The sequence below is a fragment of the Enterobacter sp. SCRI0065 genome (assembly GCF_059766475.1).
In genome coordinates, this window is the sequence record NZ_JCBAJB010000007.1 from 79,268 (window position 1) to 99,126 (window position 19,859).

General features: G+C 54.2%; 20 protein-coding genes and 5 tRNA genes. 7 read left to right on the forward strand and 18 right to left on the reverse strand.

Features of this window, described 5'->3' with window-relative positions:
• Positions 1–23 precede the first annotated feature (23 nt).
• The 17 genes from gshA to mltB all read right to left on the reverse strand — a co-directional run bounded on the left by gshA (position 24) and on the right by mltB (position 13,102).
• Entirely contained in the window at positions 24–1,568 is a 1,545-nt protein-coding gene (gene gshA / locus AC6EMZ_RS17535) for a glutamate--cysteine ligase (RefSeq protein WP_498404052.1), read from the reverse strand.
• 83 nt (positions 1,569–1,651) lie between these two features.
• Positions 1,652–2,080, reverse strand: a complete 429-nt coding sequence (locus AC6EMZ_RS17540; RefSeq protein ID WP_498404053.1) for a YqaA family protein — start codon at positions 2,078–2,080, stop codon at positions 1,652–1,654.
• Complete coding sequence (yqaB, locus tag AC6EMZ_RS17545) at positions 2,077–2,643, reverse strand: fructose-1-phosphate/6-phosphogluconate phosphatase (RefSeq protein WP_498404054.1); 567 nt, start codon at positions 2,641–2,643, stop codon at positions 2,077–2,079. Before yqaB ends, AC6EMZ_RS17540 begins: the two co-directional genes overlap by 4 nt.
• Positions 2,644–2,830: 187 nt before the next feature.
• Positions 2,831–2,907 (reverse strand) — tRNA-Arg (locus tag AC6EMZ_RS17550).
• Positions 2,908–2,936: 29 nt separating this feature from the next.
• Positions 2,937–3,013: transfer RNA gene (locus AC6EMZ_RS17555), tRNA-Arg, on the reverse strand.
• A gap of 29 nt (positions 3,014–3,042) precedes the next feature.
• Positions 3,043–3,119: transfer RNA gene (locus AC6EMZ_RS17560), tRNA-Arg, on the reverse strand.
• Positions 3,120–3,316: 197 nt separating this feature from the next.
• Positions 3,317–3,393: transfer RNA gene (locus AC6EMZ_RS17565), tRNA-Arg, on the reverse strand.
• 4 nt (positions 3,394–3,397) lie between these two features.
• Positions 3,398–3,490: transfer RNA gene (locus AC6EMZ_RS17570), tRNA-Ser, on the reverse strand.
• 342 nt (positions 3,491–3,832) lie between these two features.
• Positions 3,833–4,018: a carbon storage regulator CsrA gene (gene csrA / locus AC6EMZ_RS17575; protein ID WP_000906486.1), complete on the reverse strand. Its 186-nt coding sequence runs from the start codon at positions 4,016–4,018 to the stop codon at positions 3,833–3,835.
• A 240-nt stretch (positions 4,019–4,258) separates the two neighbouring features.
• Positions 4,259–6,886, reverse strand: a complete 2,628-nt coding sequence (gene alaS, locus AC6EMZ_RS17580; protein ID WP_498404055.1) for an alanine--tRNA ligase — start codon at positions 6,884–6,886, stop codon at positions 4,259–4,261.
• Between the two features lie 131 nt (positions 6,887–7,017).
• Positions 7,018–7,518, reverse strand: a complete 501-nt coding sequence (gene recX / locus AC6EMZ_RS17585) for a recombination regulator RecX (protein WP_498404056.1) — start codon at positions 7,516–7,518, stop codon at positions 7,018–7,020.
• Between the two features lie 67 nt (positions 7,519–7,585).
• Positions 7,586–8,644 carry a recombinase RecA gene (recA, locus tag AC6EMZ_RS17590; RefSeq protein ID WP_498404057.1) on the reverse strand — a complete coding sequence of 353 codons (1,059 nt, stop codon included), beginning with the start codon at positions 8,642–8,644 and terminating at the stop codon, positions 7,586–7,588.
• A 93-nt stretch (positions 8,645–8,737) separates the two neighbouring features.
• Positions 8,738–9,235 carry a nicotinamide-nucleotide amidase gene (gene pncC / locus AC6EMZ_RS17595; protein ID WP_498404196.1) on the reverse strand — a complete coding sequence of 166 codons (498 nt, stop codon included), beginning with the start codon at positions 9,233–9,235 and terminating at the stop codon, positions 8,738–8,740.
• A gap of 130 nt (positions 9,236–9,365) precedes the next feature.
• Positions 9,366–10,244 (reverse strand): metal ABC transporter substrate-binding protein, encoded by an 879-nt coding sequence (locus AC6EMZ_RS17600; RefSeq protein WP_498404058.1) that lies wholly within the window; start codon positions 10,242–10,244, stop codon positions 9,366–9,368.
• 14 nt (positions 10,245–10,258) lie between these two features.
• Positions 10,259–11,107 carry a metal ABC transporter permease gene (locus AC6EMZ_RS17605; RefSeq protein WP_498404059.1) on the reverse strand — a complete coding sequence of 283 codons (849 nt, stop codon included), beginning with the start codon at positions 11,105–11,107 and terminating at the stop codon, positions 10,259–10,261.
• On the reverse strand, positions 11,104–11,757 hold the full coding sequence (locus AC6EMZ_RS17610) for a metal ABC transporter ATP-binding protein (RefSeq protein WP_498404060.1): 654 nt from the start codon (positions 11,755–11,757) through the stop codon (positions 11,104–11,106). Before AC6EMZ_RS17610 ends, AC6EMZ_RS17605 begins: the two co-directional genes overlap by 4 nt.
• Positions 11,758–12,001: 244 nt before the next feature.
• Positions 12,002–13,102, reverse strand: coding sequence for a lytic murein transglycosylase B (gene mltB / locus AC6EMZ_RS17615; RefSeq protein WP_498404061.1), 1,101 nt, complete (start codon positions 13,100–13,102; stop codon positions 12,002–12,004).
• Positions 13,103–13,375: 273 nt separating this feature from the next.
• On the opposite strand from mltB, the gene srlA reads away from it, so the two are divergent.
• The 7 genes from srlA to gutQ all read left to right on the forward strand — a co-directional run bounded on the left by srlA (position 13,376) and on the right by gutQ (position 18,304).
• Positions 13,376–13,939 (forward strand): PTS glucitol/sorbitol transporter subunit IIC, encoded by a 564-nt coding sequence (gene srlA / locus AC6EMZ_RS17620; protein ID WP_498404062.1) that lies wholly within the window; start codon positions 13,376–13,378, stop codon positions 13,937–13,939.
• Positions 13,936–14,907, forward strand: coding sequence for a PTS glucitol/sorbitol transporter subunit IIB (gene srlE, locus AC6EMZ_RS17625; protein ID WP_498404063.1), 972 nt, complete (start codon positions 13,936–13,938; stop codon positions 14,905–14,907). Before srlA ends, srlE begins: the two co-directional genes overlap by 4 nt.
• A gap of 26 nt (positions 14,908–14,933) precedes the next feature.
• Positions 14,934–15,296, forward strand: coding sequence for a PTS glucitol/sorbitol transporter subunit IIA (gene srlB / locus AC6EMZ_RS17630; RefSeq protein ID WP_498404064.1), 363 nt, complete (start codon positions 14,934–14,936; stop codon positions 15,294–15,296).
• A gap of 14 nt (positions 15,297–15,310) precedes the next feature.
• Complete coding sequence (srlD, locus tag AC6EMZ_RS17635; RefSeq protein ID WP_498404065.1) at positions 15,311–16,090, forward strand: sorbitol-6-phosphate dehydrogenase; 780 nt, start codon at positions 15,311–15,313, stop codon at positions 16,088–16,090.
• Between the two features lie 59 nt (positions 16,091–16,149).
• Positions 16,150–16,509, forward strand: coding sequence for a transcriptional regulator GutM (gene gutM, locus AC6EMZ_RS17640; protein ID WP_498404066.1), 360 nt, complete (start codon positions 16,150–16,152; stop codon positions 16,507–16,509).
• A gap of 63 nt (positions 16,510–16,572) precedes the next feature.
• A complete protein-coding gene (gene srlR, locus AC6EMZ_RS17645) occupies positions 16,573–17,346 on the forward strand; it encodes a glucitol operon DNA-binding transcriptional repressor SrlR (RefSeq protein ID WP_498404067.1) in 774 nt (257 codons plus the stop codon).
• Entirely contained in the window at positions 17,339–18,304 is a 966-nt protein-coding gene (gutQ, locus tag AC6EMZ_RS17650; protein WP_498404068.1) for an arabinose-5-phosphate isomerase GutQ, read from the forward strand. Before srlR ends, gutQ begins: the two co-directional genes overlap by 8 nt.
• Here gutQ and norR read toward each other — a convergent pair.
• Positions 18,301–19,815, reverse strand: a complete 1,515-nt coding sequence (norR, locus tag AC6EMZ_RS17655) for a nitric oxide reductase transcriptional regulator NorR (RefSeq protein ID WP_498404069.1) — start codon at positions 19,813–19,815, stop codon at positions 18,301–18,303. The two genes, gutQ and norR, sit on opposite strands and share 4 nt — an antisense overlap.
• Between the last annotated feature and the right edge of the window lie 44 nt (positions 19,816–19,859).

The following is a 19,859-nucleotide window of genomic DNA, read 5'->3' on the forward strand; positions in this document are numbered from 1 at the left end:
TACTGTGGCCTTTTTCTTTTCTGTCAGTCGTGTTTCGCCAGAAAGGCGTCGAACGACTCGGTATCTGCAGCTTCGACTTCACGCTGGCGCGCAACAGATGCTTCACGCTCGGCAATGAAATCCTCTTCGCTTAAGACTTCCAGCGGCTCCTGCTGCAACATTTCACGATACTGTGCGGCAAGCGAACGGCCTGTTCCACCAATACCCTGATCAATCATAGAACGCAGAATACGCGCTGAGAATGTCAGTTCCGGGTTATCAAAACTTTCGACCAGCTGGTCGCAGACTTTTTGATATTCCTCGCCGCCGTAGAGGCTGTCCATCGTTTGAGCTACGCGTTTGAGGTCGCGGAACAGATCTTTGCCCACTTTTGCCAGCGGGAATTGCGCCGTTTCGCAGCCGATGCCCAACGTCAGGCCAGGCTTGCGCCCTTCGAGGATCACGCGGTTCCAGTTAGTACGGGTGCAAAGTAACTCGTCAGCGCTCATCTCTGGCGCATCCGCCAGTACGCACCAGACCATAAACAGGTCGAGGAAACGTATCTGCTGCTCGTCGACGCCAATAGGCGAGAACGGGTTGATATCCAGCGAACGCACTTCGATATACTCAATGCCGCCGCGCTCCAGCGCATCCGACGGTGCTTCGCCGCTGCGGGTGACACGTTTTGGACGAATCGGCGCATACAGTTCGTTTTCAATTTGCAGAACGTTGCTGTTGATTTGCAGGCGCTTGCCGTCTTTTTCGAGACCGATTTTTTCGTAGTCTTCAGACGGCGTTTTGATCGCTCGCTTTAATCCTGCCACATACTCGTGCAATTCGTTAAACGTAATACCGAGATTGCTTTGCGACTTATTGGTATAACCCAGATCACTCAGGCGCAGAGAGGTCGCGTACGGCAGGTAATACATGCCGCAGTCGGTTTTCTCAAAGGGTAACGTGGTTGGCTTGCCCTGCAGGAACGAGGAACAAATCGCAGGAGAAGCGCCGAAGAGATACGGAATCACCCAGCCAAAGCGGTAGTAGTTGCGAATCAGGCGGAAGTAGCCCGCAGAGATCGCTTCTTTATCTGTCTCACCGCACTTCGCCTGCCAGAACGCCATGGGCAAAGAGAAGTTGTAATGGACACCGGAGATGGTCTGCATCAACGCGCCATAGCGGTTTTTTAAGCCTTCACGATACAGCGTTTTTAGCCGACCAATGTTCGACGTGCCGTACTGTGCCAGCTCAATATCCTGCCCTTGCTCGATATAGCAAGGCATGCTGAGCGGCCACATGCGCTCATCACCCAACTGGCGGGCGGTAAAGCGGTGGACATCGCGCATCAGCGTGAGCATATGGTTAATATCGCCATCCACCGGAGTGATGAACTCCAGTAATGCTTCTGCGAAATCGGTCGTGATCCATTTATGTGTCAACGCCGAGCCTAACGCCTCTGGATGGCCGGTTGTCGCCAGGCTACCATCTTCGTTAACGCGCAGCGTTTCGCGCTCAAGACCACGCTGAATACCCTTCAGAGCCTGAGGGTGCTTTTCCAGCCAGGCTAGCGCCTGTGATACGTCCGGGATCAAATTGACCTCCCGCCTGTCAAATAAGAGTTATTCAGCATAATTGTAATGGTTGACGATTGAAGGTCGCTTATTCATTCCACCAATTAGTGCCACCACGTCATGCCTTCCAGGGTTGCCAGTGCCACGAGGACATAGCGCAACGCCTTGCCAAGGCATAAAAAAAAGAGCACCGGCCCCCAGGAGATGCGCATCCATCCCGCCAGCAGACACAGCAAATCGCCTATTACAGGCATCCAGCTTAGTAAAAGCGTGGCAGCACCATAGCGTTTCAGCCAGCCTGCTGCCTTTTCCTGCCAGCGTGATTTTTCACGTAGCGGAAAGAAACGACCAAGAATAACGTTAGTCAGGCCTCCAATGCTATTACCCATTGTTGCTATTAATACCAATAGCCAGGGCTGACTGACGCCAGACAGCAGCATCGCTACCAGCACCACCTCGGAGTTACCCGGTAAAAGCGTGGCGCTGAGAAAACTGCTGGCAAACAACGACGCGAGCGACAGCAGGTCACTCACAGTAAGCGAACATCCACCGCATCCATTCCAGCGTCACGCGCAGCCTGAATACCAAAGTCCGCATCCTCAAACACCACGCATTTATTCGCCGGAACGCCCATCAATTCAGCGCACAGCAGAAAGGTATCCGGTGCTGGCTTATGATTTTTGACATGATCGGCGGCAACAACCGCAGAGAAATAGTGACGCAGGCCAAGATGGTTGAGCAACGCCTCCGCCACCGCGCTTTCGCTACCGGTGCCGACAGACATAGGACGGCGACCATGCCACTCTTTGACAACTTCGATCAGTGGGAGCGGACGGACGGTATCTAAGAGCATCGCTTTAACGGCGTCGGTTTTTTCACGGGCTAAGTGATGTGGGTCAAGATCGGCATTATTGAGCTCGATCACTGCCTGGGCGATACGCCAGGTAGGAGAACCATTGAGCGCCACCATGGCCTGTAAATCGAAACGCATACCGTAACGGCTAAGAACATCATCCCAGGCTTTACGATGTGTGGGTTCGGTATCGAGGATAGTGCCGTCCATATCGAAGATCAGACCGTCATACTGTGCGTACATCGCGCTCTCGTCAAAGAATTAACAAAGCATTACTTTAACGTAAACAGGGATTTTTGTCGCTGATTCTGCTTGGGTTGAGATTGGGGATGCTGAAGAAAAAAACGTAGAGGGGATAACAAGGAGAGATGGTGCTTGCGATTAACTCGCAGACAATAAAATAACAGTATTGCTGTTATCCTGGAGAATATGGTGCATCCGGGAGGATTCGAACCTCCGACCGCTCGGTTCGTAGCCGAGTACTCTATCCAGCTGAGCTACGGATGCATCAGGGTAATGCTTTTAGAAATTGTAGATGGTGCATCCGGGAGGATTCGAACCTCCGACCGCTCGGTTCGTAGCCGAGTACTCTATCCAGCTGAGCTACGGATGCATCAGGTTATTGCTTTCAGAAATAGTAAATGGTGCATCCGGGAGGATTCGAACCTCCGACCGCTCGGTTCGTAGCCGAGTACTCTATCCAGCTGAGCTACGGATGCATCAGGATTTACTACTGTACTGCTGGATACTCATATCACTTCTAAAGCAATATGAAGTAATAGATGGTGCATCCGGGAGAATGACTCGGCTGCGCCTCACCCTACTGGCCGTTGCTAAAGCAACGTTATCTTCTCTGGTTGTGCGGGCTAATTTCGCAGACCGTGAAATAACAATGCCACTGTTATCTCAAAGAAGATGGTGCATCCGGGAGGATTCGAACCTCCGACCGCTCGGTTCGTAGCCGAGTACTCTATCCAGCTGAGCTACGGATGCAAAATGGCGGTGAGGCGGGGATTCGAACCCCGGATGCAGCTTTTGACCGCATACTCCCTTAGCAGGGGAGCGCCTTCAGCCTCTCGGCCACCTCACCACACAACGCCTCTTGCGAGTGCTTCGAGTAACTCGTTAAGAGCTTCTCGTCGCTGCGTGGCGCATATATTACTTTCTGGGACTTATAAGTCAAACAATTTTCCTCAGACATTTATCGTTTGCACAAATCACAGGCAATTCGCATGTAAAACCCACAAAGAGGGTGTTTTATAAACGGATTTTGCAGGCGTAAAGACAACGTTCTACTGGAGCGAAGGTGGATTTTGCTTGAGATAAGATTCTGATGAAGGTTAAAAAGGGAGCAATTGAAATCGAACGGTAACTTTTAGCAGGAAGAATAGCGGGAGGGTTGCGTCTCGCCGGGAGGCGAGACGCGATAATATCAGTAACTGGACTGCTGGGATTTTTCAGCCTGGATACGCTGGTAGATCTCTTCACGATGGACAGAGACTTCTTTAGGAGCATTAACACCAATACGTACCTGGTTGCCCTTCACCCCTAAAACTGTCACGGTGACCTCATCCCCAATCATGAGGGTCTCACCAACTCGACGAGTCAGAATCAGCATTCTTTGCTCCTTGAAAGATTAAAAGAGTCGGGTCTCTTGTATCCCGGCATTATCCATCATATAACGCCAAAAAGTAAGCGATGACAAACACGTAATGTGTAAGCAGTCACGGCATCACATTCTGTTAAACGTAAGTTTAGCCGATATACACAAACTCAACCTGACTTTATCGTTATCGATAGCGTAGTACCAGAACGCCATAACGATGATGTCATGGCGTCTGTTTACGCTTTGTAATTATTACAGTTTAGTGCTTACCCAGCTTTCAACGCTGGCTAATGCTGCTGGAAGCGCCGCTACATCCGTACCACCGGCTTGCGCCATGTCCGGACGACCGCCACCTTTGCCGCCGACCTGCTGAGCGACCATACCAATCAGTTCCCCTGCTTTAACGCGGTCAGTCACATCCTTAGAGACGCCCGCAATCAGAGAAACCTTACCTTCGAACGCTGTCGCCAGCACGATAACTGTCGAACCAAGCTGGTTCTTCAGATCATCGACCATGGTACGAAGCATCTTAGGCTCAACACCTGCCAGTTCGCTGACCAGCAGTTTAACACCTTTGATATCAACTGCTTTACTGGAGAGATTTGCACTCTCCTGAACCGCCGCCTGCTCTTTAAGCTGCTGCAGTTCTTTTTCCAACTGACGACTACGCTCCAGCGCACTACGGACTTTCTCGCCCAGATTGTGGCTGTCGCCCTTCAACAGCTGAGCAATATCATGCAGTTGATCGCTTTCAGCATGCAGGCTGGCAATCGCACCTTCACCCGTTACGGCTTCGATACGACGCACCCCTGCCGCCGTTCCGGATTCAGAAACAATGCGGAACAGACCAATATCACCGGTACGGGACGCATGAGTCCCGCCGCACAGCTCGGTAGAGAAATCGCCCATGCTCAGCACACGAACACGTTCGTCATATTTCTCGCCAAACAGCGCCATTGCGCCTTTGGCTCGTGCCGCCTCAAGATCCATGATGTTGGTTTCGATAGGCAAGTTACGACGGATCTGCGCGTTAACCATATCTTCTACCGCACGGATTTCAGACGGTTTCATTGCTTCGAAGTGAGAGAAGTCGAAACGCAGGATTTTGTCGTTAACCAAAGAACCTTTCTGCGCAACATGCGTTCCCAGTACATCGCGCAGAGCGGCGTGCATCAGGTGCGTTGCAGAGTGGTTCAGACGAATACGCGCACGGCGTGCTTCGTCAACGATAGCCTGAACGCCCTCGCCCACTTTCAGCGCGCCGGATGCCAGCTTGCCGTTGTGACCGATAGCCTGACCGTATTTTTGGGTGTCGTTGACGTCGAAGCTAAAGCCGTTACCTTTCAGCTCGCCTTTATCGCCAACCTGACCACCGGATTCCGCGTAGAACGGCGTTTTGTCGAGAACGACAACCGCGTCCTGACCTGCACTAATGCTGTCTACGGCTTTACCGTCAACAAACAGTGCCGTCACTTTCGCGTTCAGTTCCAGGCTGTCGTAACCTTTGAATTCAGATGCGCTATCTACGCGAATCATCGCATTGTAGTCAGCACCAAAGCCGCTGGACTCACGCGCACGACGACGCTGTTCTTCCATGGCGGCTTCAAAGCCCGCTTCATCTACTTTAATGTCACGCTCGCGGCAAACGTCTGCCGTCAGGTCAACCGGGAAGCCGTAGGTATCGTACAGACGGAAAGCGGTTTCGCCATCCAGCGTATCGCCGGTCAGCTTAGAGAGTTCGTCGTCCAACAGCGCCAGACCGCGCTCCAGAGTACGTGCAAACTGCTCTTCTTCGGTTTTCAGAACCTGCTCAACCTGCGCCTGCTGACGTTTCAGCTCTTCGCCCGCATCACCCATGACGCCAACCAGTGGCCCCACCAGCTTGTAGAAGAAGGTGTCTTTCGCGCCCAACATGTTGCCATGACGAACGGCACGGCGAATGATACGACGCAGCACATAGCCACGGTTTTCATTCGACGGCGTGACACCATCAGCAATCAGGAAGGCACAAGAACGAATGTGGTCTGCGATAACGCGCAGTGATTTGTTGCTCAGATCGGTTGCACCGGTAACTTCAGCAACAGACTTAATCAGCGTGCTGAACAAGTCGATATCATAGTTGGAGTTCACGTGCTGCAGAACAGCGGCGATACGCTCCAGACCCATACCGGTATCCACGGACGGTTTAGGCAACGGTTCCATGGTGCCGTCAATCTGACGGTTAAACTGCATGAAGACGATGTTCCAGATCTCAATGTAACGATCGCCGTCTTCTTCTGCAGTACCCGGAGGTCCGCCCCATATATGGTCGCCATGATCGTAGAAGATCTCGGTACAAGGACCGCAAGGACCGGTGTCACCCATCTGCCAGAAGTTATCAGACGCATATGCCGCGCCTTTGTTATCGCCGATGCGGATAATACGCTCACGCGGGATACCTACTTCTTTTTCCCAGATTTCGTAAGCTTCATCATCGGTTTCGTAAACGGTAACCCACAGACGCTCTTTCGGCAGGTTGAACCAGTTTTCACCGGTCAGCAGTTCCCACGCGTATTGAATCGCATCGTGTTTGAAATAGTCGCCGAAGCTGAAGTTACCCAGCATTTCAAAGAAAGTGTGGTGGCGCGCGGTGTAACCGACGTTTTCCAGATCGTTATGTTTACCGCCCGCACGTACGCAACGCTGCGAGGTGGTAGCGCGGGAATAATTACGCTTGTCGAGACCAAGGAAAACATCTTTGAACTGGTTCATCCCGGCGTTGGTAAACAGTAAAGTCGGGTCGTTGTTTGGTACCAGGGAGCTGCTGGCAACAACCTGGTGTCCTTTACTATGGAAAAAATCGAGAAACGCCTGACGGATCTCAGCGGTGCTCTTGCTCATAATTATCCTGAAATCAAGCTAGCGAAATGTCATAACCAGCCTGTACCTGTTGTTGCCTGGACAGACCAGATATTGGAAAAAGTGGGAATAAGATAAGTTTTCTTTGGAGGGAAGTAAAATCCCGCATGCGTTCAATCTGCAAAATTACGCCAGATATCCTGAATATCTTCCATGAGGAAGCCGCGGTAGAGCAAAAAACGTTGGATTTTGACTTTTTCTGAAAATTCACGCGGCAGGGGTTCGCCGTACTTTCTCATGGCTTGTTCGTGAGCCACTTCGCTCCAGTCGATATCGCATTCACGCATCGCCTGCTCGGTCGCCTCTCGGGCAATACCTTTCTGATTTAGCTCCTGGCGAATACGCGCGGGACCGTACCCTTTGCGGCTACGGCTGGCGATAAAGCGCGAGACAAAACGGCTGTCATCAAGGTAACTGTGCTCGTAACACCAGGCAATAACACGATCGTAGTCTTCCGCCGTGGCATCGATCGCTTCTGGTCCGTTTTTGCTCATCACGGGCGCAGCCAGTTTGCGACGCAGCTCCTGTTCACTGTGGTCACGCACGCCAAGAATACGCACTGCGCGATCCAATAAGCGGGCATAGGCAGGACGACGGGGATTCGGTTCACTCATAAAAAACCTGCTGTATGACAAATGCAAAAAGGGCCGCAATCGCAGCCCTTGTTTTTACACCAGATGATTAGAAATCTGGGTTGGTTTCTTCAGCATCCGCAGCGTCAACCACGAAGTCAGGCTTGGAATCCTGATTGCTGAGAAGCAGCTCACGCACTTTCTTCTCAATTTCTTTCGCTGCTACCGGGTTGTCTTTCAGCCAGGAGATAGCATTCGCTTTACCCTGACCAATCTTATCGCCGTTGTAGCTGTACCATGCGCCCGCTTTTTCAATCAGCTTCTCTTTCACGCCCAGATCGACGACTTCACCGAAGAAGTTAATACCTTCGCCGTAAAGAATCTGGAATTCAGCCTGTTTGAACGGTGCTGCGATTTTATTCTTCACGACCTTCACGCGGGTTTCACTACCGATGACGTTATCGCCATCTTTCACCGCGCCGATACGGCGGATATCCAGACGAACAGACGCGTAGAATTTCAGCGCGTTACCACCCGTCGTGGTTTCTGGGTTACCGAACATCACACCAATTTTCATACGAATCTGGTTGATGAAGATCAGCAGAGTGTTGGACTGCTTCAGGTTACCGGCCAGCTTACGCATAGCCTGGCTCATCATACGTGCCGCGAGGCCCATGTGAGAGTCGCCGATTTCGCCTTCGATTTCTGCTTTCGGCGTCAGTGCCGCAACGGAGTCGACGACGATAACGTCAACCGCACCAGAACGTGCCAGCGCGTCACAAATCTCCAGCGCCTGTTCACCGGTGTCCGGCTGAGAACACAGCAGGTTGTCGATATCAACACCCAGCTTGCGAGCATAGACAGGATCCAGCGCGTGTTCAGCATCGATAAACGCACAGGTTTTACCTTCACGTTGTGCTGATGCAATAACTTGCAGGGTCAGCGTGGTTTTGCCTGAGGATTCTGGTCCGTAGATTTCTACGACACGCCCCATTGGCAAGCCACCCGCGCCCAATGCGATATCCAGAGAAAGCGAACCGGTGGAGATAGTTTCCACGTCCATGGAACGGTCTTCACCCAAGCGCATGATGGAGCCTTTACCGAATTGCTTTTCGATCTGGCCCAGCGCTGCCGCCAACGCTTTCTGTTTGTTTTCGTCGATAGCCATTATTACTCCTGTCATGCCGGCAATCCGCTTACGTATTTACCGGGAGGTGAAAACTGTTCTGTTAGTGCAATTATACTGTATGGTCATACAGTATCAAGTGTTTTGTAGAAATTGTTGCCAGAGCGTTTTTAACGCATATTCCGTCGCCTGACGACGCACGCTTTCGCGATCGCCGCTAAAGCACTCGCGGCGGGTAATCCCCTCGCCTCGCGCCGTGGCAAATCCAAACCAGACTGTGCCTACGGGCTTCACATCGCTGCCGCCATCCGGCCCGGCAATACCGCTGACGGAAATCGCATAATCTGCCTGGGCCGCTTTAAGCGCGCCGATGGCCATTTCAACTACCACCGGTTCACTGACCGCACCGTGCTGCTCAAGCGTGGGTTCACGCACGCCAATCATCTGCGCTTTGGCTTCGTTGCTATAAGTCACAAAGCCGCGTTCAAACCACGCGGAGCTACCCGCTATATCGGTAATGACTTTCGCCACCCAACCACCGGTACAGGATTCTGCCGTCGTGAGCGTCGCGCCGCGCTGCTTTAACGCCAGGCCTACCACTTCACTCAACTGCATCAATTCATGGTCAGTCATCATCGCTTTAGGCTCCTGAAAAACATGCAGCACAATGTAGCACTTTCTGGCGAGATGTGGGGGCGGGGTTCAGGTTTTACGAGGCGTCTTCAGAAAAAGCCGAGGCAAACGCATCGGCTTTAAAGGAGGGTTACTTCATGCTGTCCACCATTGTCTTGACGTTGTGGCGAAATGCTTTGGCGTAGGTATCGGCCACACCGCCTTTTGCCGACAACGCTTCAGGGTAAAGTTCTCCGCCTGGCTTCGCGCCCGTGGCATTTGCAATTTGCTTCACCAGACGCGGGTCGAGCTGGTTTTCCATAAACCAGGTTTTCACGCCATCGGCTTTAATCTGGTTGATGATTTCGGCCACTTGCGCAGCGCTAGCCTCGCTCTCGGACGAGAGTCCTTGCGGTGCCATAAAGGTCACATCGTAGGCGCGGCTAAAATAGCCAAACGCGTCGTGGCTGGTCAGCACTTTACGTTTCTCACGAGGGATCTGGCTGAACTGTGATTTCGCCCAGCTATCCAGCTGTGTAAGCTGCGCGATATACGGCTGAGCCGTTGCTTCCAGCGCGACCTGGTCCTTCGGATCGGCTTTCACCAGGCCGTTGAGAATATTTTGCGCGTACTGCGCACCGTTGGCTGCGCTGTTCCAGGCATGGGGATCGGTAACGGTTTTTCCATCCTCCTCAAGCGCATGCGTTTTCACTCCCGTTGAGGCGATCACCAGCGTACCTTTAAAGCCCGAAGCCTTTACCAGACGGTCAAGCCATCCTTCAAGTCCCAGGCCGTTAACCACCACGACATCTGCTTTGCTTAGCGCCGCGCTGTCTTTTGGTGAGGGTTCAAAGGTGTGCGGATCGCCATCTGGCCCAACAAGCGTGGTTACGTTGACATGACTGCCCCCCACCTCCTGGGTGATATCACCCAAGATAGAAAAACTGGTCACCACATTTAGCGTTTTAGCCATCGCGCCCTGAGAAAGCAGACCCAGCACCAGCGCCATCATGAATTTTGTACGTTTCATCTTTTCCCCTTGCATTAAAAAAGCCCTCGCAGCCTGCTGCGAGAGCCGCATAAAACCGAAAACAGAAATAACGCGCTGGCGGTTAGCACAATAGAAGGCCCGGCAGGCAAGCTTGCTGCCCACGAAAGGCTTAAACCAAACCAGGCGCAAAATACTCCGCTGATACCGGCGAAGAGTAAAAGCCCAGGCAGCGTGCGCGCCCAACAGCGCGCGGCCACGGCGGGTAGCATCATTAAACCGACGGCCATTAGCGTGCCGAGCACCTGGAATCCCGCAACGAGATTCAGCACCAGTAGCGCCAAAAATAGCCCATGCAATAGCGCAGGTAGCCAGCGTGAATTGACCTGCAACCACGCGGTATCGAAGGCTTCGGTGACCAGTCCGCGATAGAAAATGGCGAGCATCAATAGCGTGAAGGCACACACCCCCGCCACAAACAGCGCAGCGTCGGTATCCACCGCCAGAATAGAGCCAAAAAGAAGATGCAGAAGATCGACGTTCGAGCCGCGAAGGGAAACCAGCGTGACGCCCAGCGCCAGCGATCCAAGATAGAGCCCCGCGAAGCTTGCATCCTCTTTAAGCGGCGTGCGACGACTCACCAGCCCCGCCACCAGCGCGACGATTATCCCGGCAATAAATCCGCCAACACTCATCGCCAACAGAGACATCCCGCTAAGCAAATACCCCACGGCCACGCCGGGCAATATGGCGTGCGACAAGGCATCGCCCATCAGGCTCATGCGTCTAAGCAGCAAAAAAACGCCCAGCATGGTGGTGCTGACAGAGAGCGCCAGGCACACCACCAGCGCGCGGCGCATAAAACCGTATTCGATAAACGGCTGGAAAAAGAGATGCCAGATCATGCCACCCTCACCCGTTCGCTTTCCCGGAGAGGGACGCCAGTGTCGAGACGTAACGTCTGCGGAAAATGACGCGCCACGCGCTCGCTGTCGTGCAACACCGCCAGCACGGTTTGCCCGTGTAAATACATATCCAGCATCAGTTCCATCAGCACGTTGCAGGTTGCTTCATCCACACCGGTAAAGGGTTCATCCAGCATCACCAGCGGCGCATTTTGGACCAGCACTCTGGCAAATAGCATGCGCTGAAACTGACCGCCCGAGAGTTCATCAATGGTCCATTTGGCCATGGGTCCCATCCCTACGCGTTCCAGAGCCTCTGCGATGCGCATACGCGTTTCGCGACGAAATCCAGCCAGCAGCGAGAGCGCAGGCCAGCAACCCATGCTCACCACATCCTGCACGGTCAAGGGAAACTGTGTTTCTAACGAGTGCCGTTGCGCCAGCCAACCGATAACCGGGCGTTTTTCCTGCCAGCGAAACGAACCGCTCACCGGAGGAATAAATCCGGCGAGCGTTTTCAGCAGCGTCGATTTACCACAGCCGTTTGCACCAATAACCGCCGTCATGCTGCCGCGTTCAATCACGCCATTTAGCGCCTGGGTAACAGGTTGACGGTCATATCCCGCCACCAGATGTTGCAGCTCAATCATGGCAAGCGTACCGCCCAGCGCACGGCAAGACCGATCAGTAAGACCAGCGCCGTGGCGAAGAACAACCGGTTAAGCGCCGATAGCGAGAAAAGTGAAGAGGACATCGTGACACCATCAAATATGTTATAACATAACAATATCGAGATAAGCGAAAGATGTAAATGAGAGAGTGATGGCAGGAATACGTCGAAATATGACTGAGGGAAGAACGCCCCTCTTCCCGACAGGAAAGAGGGGCTAAAGCTTACTGACTAAACGGTGACGCCGCCGGGACGCGCGCCAGCGCTACGGCCTGGCCGAGCTGCCATACCGCCATCGCGTAATGTGTGCTGTGGTTATAGCGGGTGATGGTGTAGAAGTTCGGCAAACCATACCAGTACTGATAACCCGTTCCGATATCCAGACGCAGCAGACTAACCTGCTGGTTATTGCCCAGCGGCTGCATTGGCGCTAAGCCTGCCGCTGCCAGTTGCGATACCGTGTATTTGGTTTTAAAGCCGTTTTCCAGCCCAGGTGCCTGGCCGTTGGCCTCCACGGCGACCGGCTCGCCTTTCACCCAGCCGTGCGCTTTAAAGTAGTTTGCCACGCTGCCGATGGCATCGACCGGATCCCACAGGTTGATATGTCCGTCGCCGTTAAAGTCCACGGCGTATTCTTTGTAGGACGACGGCATAAACTGGCCGTAACCCATTGCTCCGGCGAATGACCCTTTCAGATCGAGCGGATCGTCCTGCTCGTTTCGCGCCATCAGCAGGAAGGTTTCCAGTTCGGACGAGAAATACTCGGCGCGACGCGGATAGTTAAAGGAGAGCGTCGCCAGCGCATCAAGAATGCGGGTTTTGCCCATCACGCGGCCCCAGCGGGTTTCCACGCCAATAATGCCAACGATAATTTCCGGCGGTACACCGTAAACCTGCCATGCGCGGTTCAGCGCATCTTCGTATTGATTCCAGAACGCAACGCCGTTTTGCACGTTATCCGGCGTAATAAACTGTTTGCGGTAGCGCAGCCACGCCCCGTTTGGCCCGGTGGGTGCCTGCGCAGTCGGGGCCTGACGATCCATCAGGCGCAACACATAGTCCAGGCGTTTTGCCTGCGACAGAATCTCGTGCAGCTGCTGCCTGTTGAAACCGTGCTTGCTCACCATCTTATCGATGAACTGCTCAGCGGCGGGGTTATTGGCGAAATCACCGCCCATCTGCATCACGTTGTGCTGCGGCTCAAGCAGAAAACCGCCTGAAGGCGCACCAGCCGTTTGTTGAACTTCCTCTGTTTTCGGTTTGCTGCTGCAGGCAGCAAGCATAACCAGCGCAGGAATGAGCGCTGCGTAACGACGCTTGACCATGAGACATCCATTTAAACAAATTCGATAAGTGGCAAGTATGGTAAAGCATCCTTCACACCTCAAGGAAGTGCTTCAGAAGCGGTAGGCAAAATCTTTACTCACCCCAGGGTAAATTCGCCCTCTGTCGTGCTGAAAATCATTGACCACATCAATAAACTTTCAAATTGATCCATTTTTCTTTCATTGTGAGATCTAATTAACACTTTAAAACCTTTCAAAGTGATTATTATTAGACGCCATCAGATAAGAGCAAAAAACCTACAGGAGAAAACAATGATAGAAATCATTACCCACGGTGCCGAATGGTTTATCGGGCTGTTTCAAAAAGGCGGTGAAGTCTTTACCGGGATGGTGACCGGTATTCTTCCGCTGCTGATTAGCCTTTTAGTGATCATGAACGCGCTGATTAATTTCATCGGCCAGAAGCGAATCGAACGTTTCGCCGGGCGTTGCGCCGGTAACCCGGTTTCCCGCTACCTGGTGCTGCCATGCATCGGAACCTTCGTATTCTGTAACCCGATGACGTTAAGCCTCGGGCGCTTTATGCCGGAAAAATACAAACCAAGCTACTACGCCGCCGCCTCCTACAGCTGTCACTCGATGAACGGACTGTTCCCGCATATCAATCCCGGCGAGCTGTTTGTCTATCTGGGTATCGCCAGCGGCCTGACCACCCTCGGCCTGCCGCTGGGACCACTGGCGGTGAGCTACCTGTTGGTTGGCCTGGTGACGAACTTCTTCCGCGGCTGGGTGACCGATCTCACCACCTCCATTTTCGAGAAGAAAATGGGTATTCAGCTTGAACAAAACGTCAAACTTTCAGGAGCGACAGCATGACCCGTATTCGGATTGAAAAAGGCATGGGCGGCTGGGGTGGCCCGCTGGAACTGGACGCCGTTGAAGGCAAAAAGATTGTCTATATCACCGCAGGCACTCGCCCGGCGATTGTCGATAAGCTGCGGGATTTAACCGGCTGGGAAGCGGTCGATGGCTTCAAGGAAGGTGAGCCACCGGAGTCAGAAATCGGTGTCGCGGTTATCGACTGCGGCGGGACGTTGCGCTGTGGCATTTACCCCAAGCGCCGGATCCCCACCGTCAATATTCACTCGACGGGCAAATCCGGGCCGCTGGCACAATACATCCTCGATGACATTTATGTTTCCGGCGTGAAAGAAGACAACATCACCTTAATAGATGGCGCACCCGCGCCGCATAAAGCCGCCACCAAAGCGGAACCGCGCGAATACGATACCAGCAAGAAGATCACCGAGCAAAGCGACGGACTGCTGGCAAAAGTCGGGATGGGGATGGGCTCTGCCGTTGCGGTGCTTTTCCAGTCCGGGCGCGACACCATTGATACGGTGCTGAAAACCATCCTGCCGTTTATGGCGTTTGTCTCGGCGCTTATCGGCATCATTATGGCCTCTGGCCTTGGCGACTGGATTGCCCACGGTCTTGCTCCTCTGGCAAGCCATCCGCTAGGTCTGGTCACGCTGGCGTTAATCTGCTCCTTCCCACTGCTGTCGCCTTTCCTCGGTCCGGGCGCGGTCATTGCGCAGGTCATCGGCGTGCTGATTGGCGTCCAGATTGGGCTGGGGCATATCCCCCCGCATCTCGCCCTGCCCGCCCTGTTTGCTATTAACGCGCAGGCGGCCTGCGATTTCATCCCGGTTGGCCTGTCGCTTGCCGAAGCGCGCCAGGACACCGTTCGCGTCGGCGTGCCTTCCGTACTGGTTAGCCGTTTCCTGACCGGTGCGCCAACCGTGTTGATCGCCTGGTTTGTCTCAGGCTTTATTTACCAATAAACGTTTATCAATAAGAGGTTCTCGCGATGACCGTGATTTACCAGACCACCATTACCCGCATTGGTCAGAGCGCCCCCGACGCGCTCAGCGACCAGATGCTGATTACCTTCCGTGAGGGCGCGCCTGCGGATATCGAAGAGTTTTGTTTTATTCACTGCCACGGCGAGCTGAAAGGCGAACTCAGGCCGGGCAGCCAGCTGGAGCTTGGCGAGACGAGCTACCCAGTGACCGCCGTCGGCGATGTGGCCGAACAAAATCTTCGCGAATTGGGACATATCACCCTGCGCTTTGACGGCCAGACCGAAGCGGAATACCCCGGCACCGTACACGTCGCCGGAACCGTCCCTGAAGCGGTCCATGCCGGATGCGTTTTTAAATTTGTTGCGTAACGAAGGAGAGAAATATGAATCAGGTTGCCGTTGTCATTGGTGGAGGACAAACCTTAGGGGAATTTCTCTGCCGTGGGCTTGCCGCAGAAGGTTATCGCGTGGCGGTTGTTGATATTCAAAGTGAAAAAGCGGCTCGTGTCGCGGACACCATCAACACAGAATTTGGTGAGGGGATGGCTTACGGATTTGGTGCCGATGCCACCAGCGAGCAGAGCGTGATGGCGCTCGGGCGCGGCGTGGATGAGATTTTTGGCCGCGCCGATCTGCTGGTCTACAGCGCGGGCATCGCCAAAGCGGCGTTTATCAGCGACTTCGCGCTGGGCGATTTCGACCGTTCATTGCAGGTGAATCTGGTGGGCTATTTCCTCTGCGCCCGCGAATTCTCCCGCTTGATGATCCGCGACGGCGTTCAGGGCCGCATTATTCAGATCAACTCGAAATCGGGCAAAGTCGGCAGCAAGCACAATTCCGGCTACAGTGCGGCCAAGTTTGGCGGCGTGGGGCTAACGCAGTCGCTGGCGCTGGATTTGGCGGAATACGGCATTACCGTGCATTCGCTGATGCTGGGCAACCTGCTGAAATCGCCGATGTTCCAGTCTTTATTGCCGCAGTACGCCGCTAAGCTCGGCATTAACCCGGACGAAGTAGAACAGTATTACACCGATAAAGTGCCGCTGAAGCGCGGCTGCGACTACCAGGACGTGTTGAACATGCTGCTGTTTTACGCCAGTCCGAAAGCGTCTTACTGCACCGGACAGTCGATTAACGTCACGGGTGGTCAGGTGATGTTCTGATCGCGCGGTTTTGTCCCCTCACCCCTTTGGGGAGAGGGGGCACAAAATAAGGAGCTCACATGGTCACCGCACTCATCACTTTCGCCGCCATCGCCTGGATTTGCCAGCTGGCATTTGGCGGCTGGCAAATTCATCAGTTCAACCGCGCCTTTGACGCGTTATGTCAGAAAGGACGCGTCGGCGTCGGGCGTTCTGGCGGGCGCTTTAAACCGCGTGTGGTCATCGCCATTGCGCTTGACGATAACAATAACGTCTGTGATTCGCTGATGATGCGCGGGCTGACTATCTTCGCCCGACCGGTGAAAATTACAGCAATCGACGGCATCCCCCTGCAGGAATTAAAGCCTGATGTGATCTTTCCCCATGATTCACCCTGTCAGAATGCACTATCATTAGCGCTTAAATTGAAACATGGATAATTTCGGTGTGAAAGCTATAAGCTTGCGAAATTATCATTTCGCAACTTAAGGAACTCAACGCCTATGAAACCCCGTCAGCGGCAGGCGGCCATTCTGGAGCATCTGCAAAAGCAGGGTAAATGCTCGGTGGAAGAACTGGCCCACTACTTTGACACCACCGGCACGACGATTCGAAAAGATCTCGTCCTGCTTGAAAACGCCGGAGCGGTAATCCGAACCTACGGCGGCGTGGTGCTCAACAAAGACGAAGCCGATCCGCCTATCGATCATAAAACGCTGATCAATACCCATCAGAAGGCGCTGATTGCCGAAGCCGCGGTGCAGTTTATCCACGATGGCGACTCGATCATTCTGGACGCGGGCAGTACCGTGCTGCAAATGATCCCCTTGCTCAGTCGCTTTAATAACATCACGGTGATGACCAACAGCCTGCATATCGTGAACGCCCTGTCCGAATTCGACAACGAACAAACTATCCTGATGCCAGGCGGCACATTCCGTAAAAAATCGGCGTCGTTTCACGGCCAGCTGGCGGAGAATGCCTTTGAGCATTTCAGCTTTGATAAACTGTTTATGGGCACCGACGGAATCGATCTGAACGCGGGTGTCACGACCTTTAACGAGGTGTTTAGCGTCAGCAACGCGATGTGTAATGCCGCACGTGAAGTCATTCTGATGGCAGACTCATCAAAGTTTGGCCGCAAAAGCCCGAATATCGTCTGTAGTCTCAGCACCGTCGACAAGCTGATTACCGATGCAGGAATCGATCCGGCGTTCAAAAAAGCGCTGGAAGAGAATGGAATCGACGTGATCGTAACCGGAGATAAAAATGAGTGATTTTCTATTAAACGCCGCTCGGCAGACGCTGATGCTGGAACTGCAAGAAGCCAGCCGCCTGCCGGATCGTCTCGGCGATGATTTTATTCGCGCGGCAAACACCATTATTCAGTGCGAAGGCAAAGTGATCGTGGCCGGGATCGGTAAATCCGGGCATATCGGCAAAAAGATTGCCGCCACGCTTGCCAGCACCGGCACACCGGCCTTCTTTGTCCATGCCGCAGAGGCGCTGCATGGCGACCTCGGGATGATAGAGAGCCGTGATGTGATGCTGTTTATCTCTTACTCCGGTTCGGCAAAAGAACTTGATCTGATCGTCCCGCGCCTGCAGGAAAAATCCGTCGCCCTGCTGGCGATGACCGGTAAATCCCGCTCGCCGCTGGCGCTGGCGGCAAAAGCCACGCTCGATATTTCCGTCGAGCGCGAAGCCTGTCCAATGCACCTTGCGCCGACCTCCAGCACCGTCAATACCCTGATGATGGGTGACGCGCTGGCGATGGCGGTCATGCAGGCACGTGGGTTCAACGAAGAAGATTTTGCCCGCTCGCATCCGGCGGGGGCGCTGGGCGCGCGGCTGCTGAATAAAGTCCACCACCTGATGCGCACCGACGATGCCATTCCGCAGGTTAAGCTCGACACCAGCGTGATGGATGCGATGCTGGAGCTTAGCCGTACCGGGCTGGGGCTGGTCGCCGTCTGCGATGAAAACGGATTAGTGAAAGGTGTCTTCACCGACGGCGACTTACGCCGCTGGCTGGTGGGTGGCGGCACGCTGGAAAGCATCGTCAGCGAGGCGATGACTCAGGGCGGCCAGACGCTGAACGCCGAAAGCCGCGCCGTTGAAGCAAAAGAGATCCTGATGAAGCGCAAAATCACTGCCGCGCCGGTCGTGGACGACAGCGGCAAACTTTGCGGGGCTATCAACCTGCAGGACTTCTACCAGGCCGGTATTATCTAGCTTTTCAATCCCAGGCGTTTCGCCAGCCGATGCAGGTTGGCGACGTCGGTTTCCAGCACTCGCGCACAGGCCGCCCAATTATGCCCGTTTTGCTCCAGCGCACGGGTAATCATCCCGCGTTGAAACTCCTCTGTGGCTTCGCGTAAATTTTCATTGGTCATTACCGGCGCGTCCTGCGTCACCGCAGGCGTTGCTTCATCATGCAGAGCAAAATGGCGAGCGTGGATCACTATCTCATCGCTGGAACGCGCCGCTCGCGCCAGCACCGCTGCGCGGTGAATCGCATGTTCCAGCTCGCGCACGTTGCCCGGCCAGCCGTAGCTCAGGAGATGCCTGCACGCGCCGGGGCTGAGCACCACCCGCGACAACCCCATTTTTAACCGGCACTGCTCGCAAAAATAGCCCGCCAGCAACACCACATCTTCGCCACGTTCGCGCAGCGGTGGGACCGTCAGTGGGAACACGCTCAAGCGATGGAACAAATCAGCGCGAAAATTCCCGGCCAGCACCTCTTCACGCAGATCGCGGTTGGTCGCCGCCAGCACGCGCACGTCCACCCGCAGGCTACGATCGTCGCCGACACGCTGGATATCGCCGTACTGCAACACGCGCAGTAGTTTGGCCTGTAGTGCCAGCGACAGCTCACCGATTTCATCGAGGAACAATGTGCCGTTATCGGCCATTTCGAACTTGCCGCTGCGATTGCTGATGGCACCGGTAAAGGCCCCTTTCACATGACCAAACAGCTCGCTCTCGGCGACGCTTTCCGGCAGCGCTGCACAGTTCAGATAGACCAGAGGATTGACCGCGCGCGGGGAGTTTTCATGAATCGACTTCGCCACCAGCTCTTTGCCCGTTCCGGTTTCACCAAAAATCAGCACGTTGAGATCGGAAGCAGCGACAATTTCAATCTCTTTTTTAAGCTGTAGCAGCCCCGGTGACAGGCCGATCATCTCGGTATGGGCCACCGGCTCAAACGCGACCGGGCTTCCTGGCATTATGTTCTGGCTTTCGAGTTGCTCTATCAGCAGCGCATTGTTCAGCGCACCGGAGGCCAGCGCAGCAATCAGGCGTAGCGCTTCGTCGCTAAAGCTGTCGAACTGGTCCGGCATCAGACCGTCGAGCGTCAACGCGCCAATCAGGTTTTGCCCGGCAAACAGCGGCAGGCCGATACAGGCGTGTACTTTCAGGCTTTCCTGACCTGGGATCAGGCCGTCGTAAGGATCGGGTAAATCGCTGTCCGCCGGGAAGCGCACCACGTCGCCCGCACGAGCGATAGTCTCCAGACGCGGATGCCCCTCAAGGGTAAAGCGACGCCCCAGCACGTCCTGGGCTAATCCGTCGATCGCCAGCGGAATGAACTGTCGCCCCTCATAACGCAGCAGCGCCGACGCATCGCAATCCAGCACGTGGCGCAACGTTGAAATCAGCCGCTGAAAACGGTCCTGGTGGCCGATACCGGTCTGCAATTCAATGGCGATCTTCGCCAGTACGTCTACGGAAAAGCTCATGTTTTTCTCACGGTCATTTTGACTATTTACATTGTCATAATGAC

Coding starts and splice junctions, on each gene's coding strand:
- AC6EMZ_RS17600 (WP_498404058.1), bottom strand. CDS start 10,244: ATGAAACGTACAAAATTCATGATGGCGCTGGTGCTGGGTCTGCTTTCT.
- srlD (WP_498404065.1), top strand. CDS start 15,311: ATGAATCAGGTTGCCGTTGTCATTGGTGGAGGACAAACCTTAGGGGAA.
- srlE (WP_498404063.1), top strand. CDS start 13,936: ATGACCCGTATTCGGATTGAAAAAGGCATGGGCGGCTGGGGTGGCCCG.
- AC6EMZ_RS17605 (WP_498404059.1), bottom strand. CDS start 11,107: ATGATCTGGCATCTCTTTTTCCAGCCGTTTATCGAATACGGTTTTATG.
- alaS (WP_498404055.1), bottom strand. CDS start 6,886: ATGAGCAAGAGCACCGCTGAGATCCGTCAGGCGTTTCTCGATTTTTTC.
- gutM (WP_498404066.1), top strand. CDS start 16,150: ATGGTCACCGCACTCATCACTTTCGCCGCCATCGCCTGGATTTGCCAG.
- AC6EMZ_RS17610 (WP_498404060.1), bottom strand. CDS start 11,757: ATGATTGAGCTGCAACATCTGGTGGCGGGATATGACCGTCAACCTGTT.
- yqaB (WP_498404054.1), bottom strand. CDS start 2,643: ATGTACGCACAGTATGACGGTCTGATCTTCGATATGGACGGCACTATC.
- recX (WP_498404056.1), bottom strand. CDS start 7,518: ATGAGTGAACCGAATCCCCGTCGTCCTGCCTATGCCCGCTTATTGGAT.
- pncC (WP_498404196.1), bottom strand. CDS start 9,235: ATGACTGACCATGAATTGATGCAGTTGAGTGAAGTGGTAGGCCTGGCG.
- gutQ (WP_498404068.1), top strand. CDS start 17,339: ATGAGTGATTTTCTATTAAACGCCGCTCGGCAGACGCTGATGCTGGAA.
- srlB (WP_498404064.1), top strand. CDS start 14,934: ATGACCGTGATTTACCAGACCACCATTACCCGCATTGGTCAGAGCGCC.
- norR (WP_498404069.1), bottom strand. CDS start 19,815: ATGAGCTTTTCCGTAGACGTACTGGCGAAGATCGCCATTGAATTGCAG.
- mltB (WP_498404061.1), bottom strand. CDS start 13,102: ATGGTCAAGCGTCGTTACGCAGCGCTCATTCCTGCGCTGGTTATGCTT.
- recA (WP_498404057.1), bottom strand. CDS start 8,644: ATGGCTATCGACGAAAACAAACAGAAAGCGTTGGCGGCAGCGCTGGGC.
- srlA (WP_498404062.1), top strand. CDS start 13,376: ATGATAGAAATCATTACCCACGGTGCCGAATGGTTTATCGGGCTGTTT.
- srlR (WP_498404067.1), top strand. CDS start 16,573: ATGAAACCCCGTCAGCGGCAGGCGGCCATTCTGGAGCATCTGCAAAAG.
- csrA (WP_000906486.1), bottom strand. CDS start 4,018: ATGCTGATTCTGACTCGTCGAGTTGGTGAGACCCTCATGATTGGGGAT.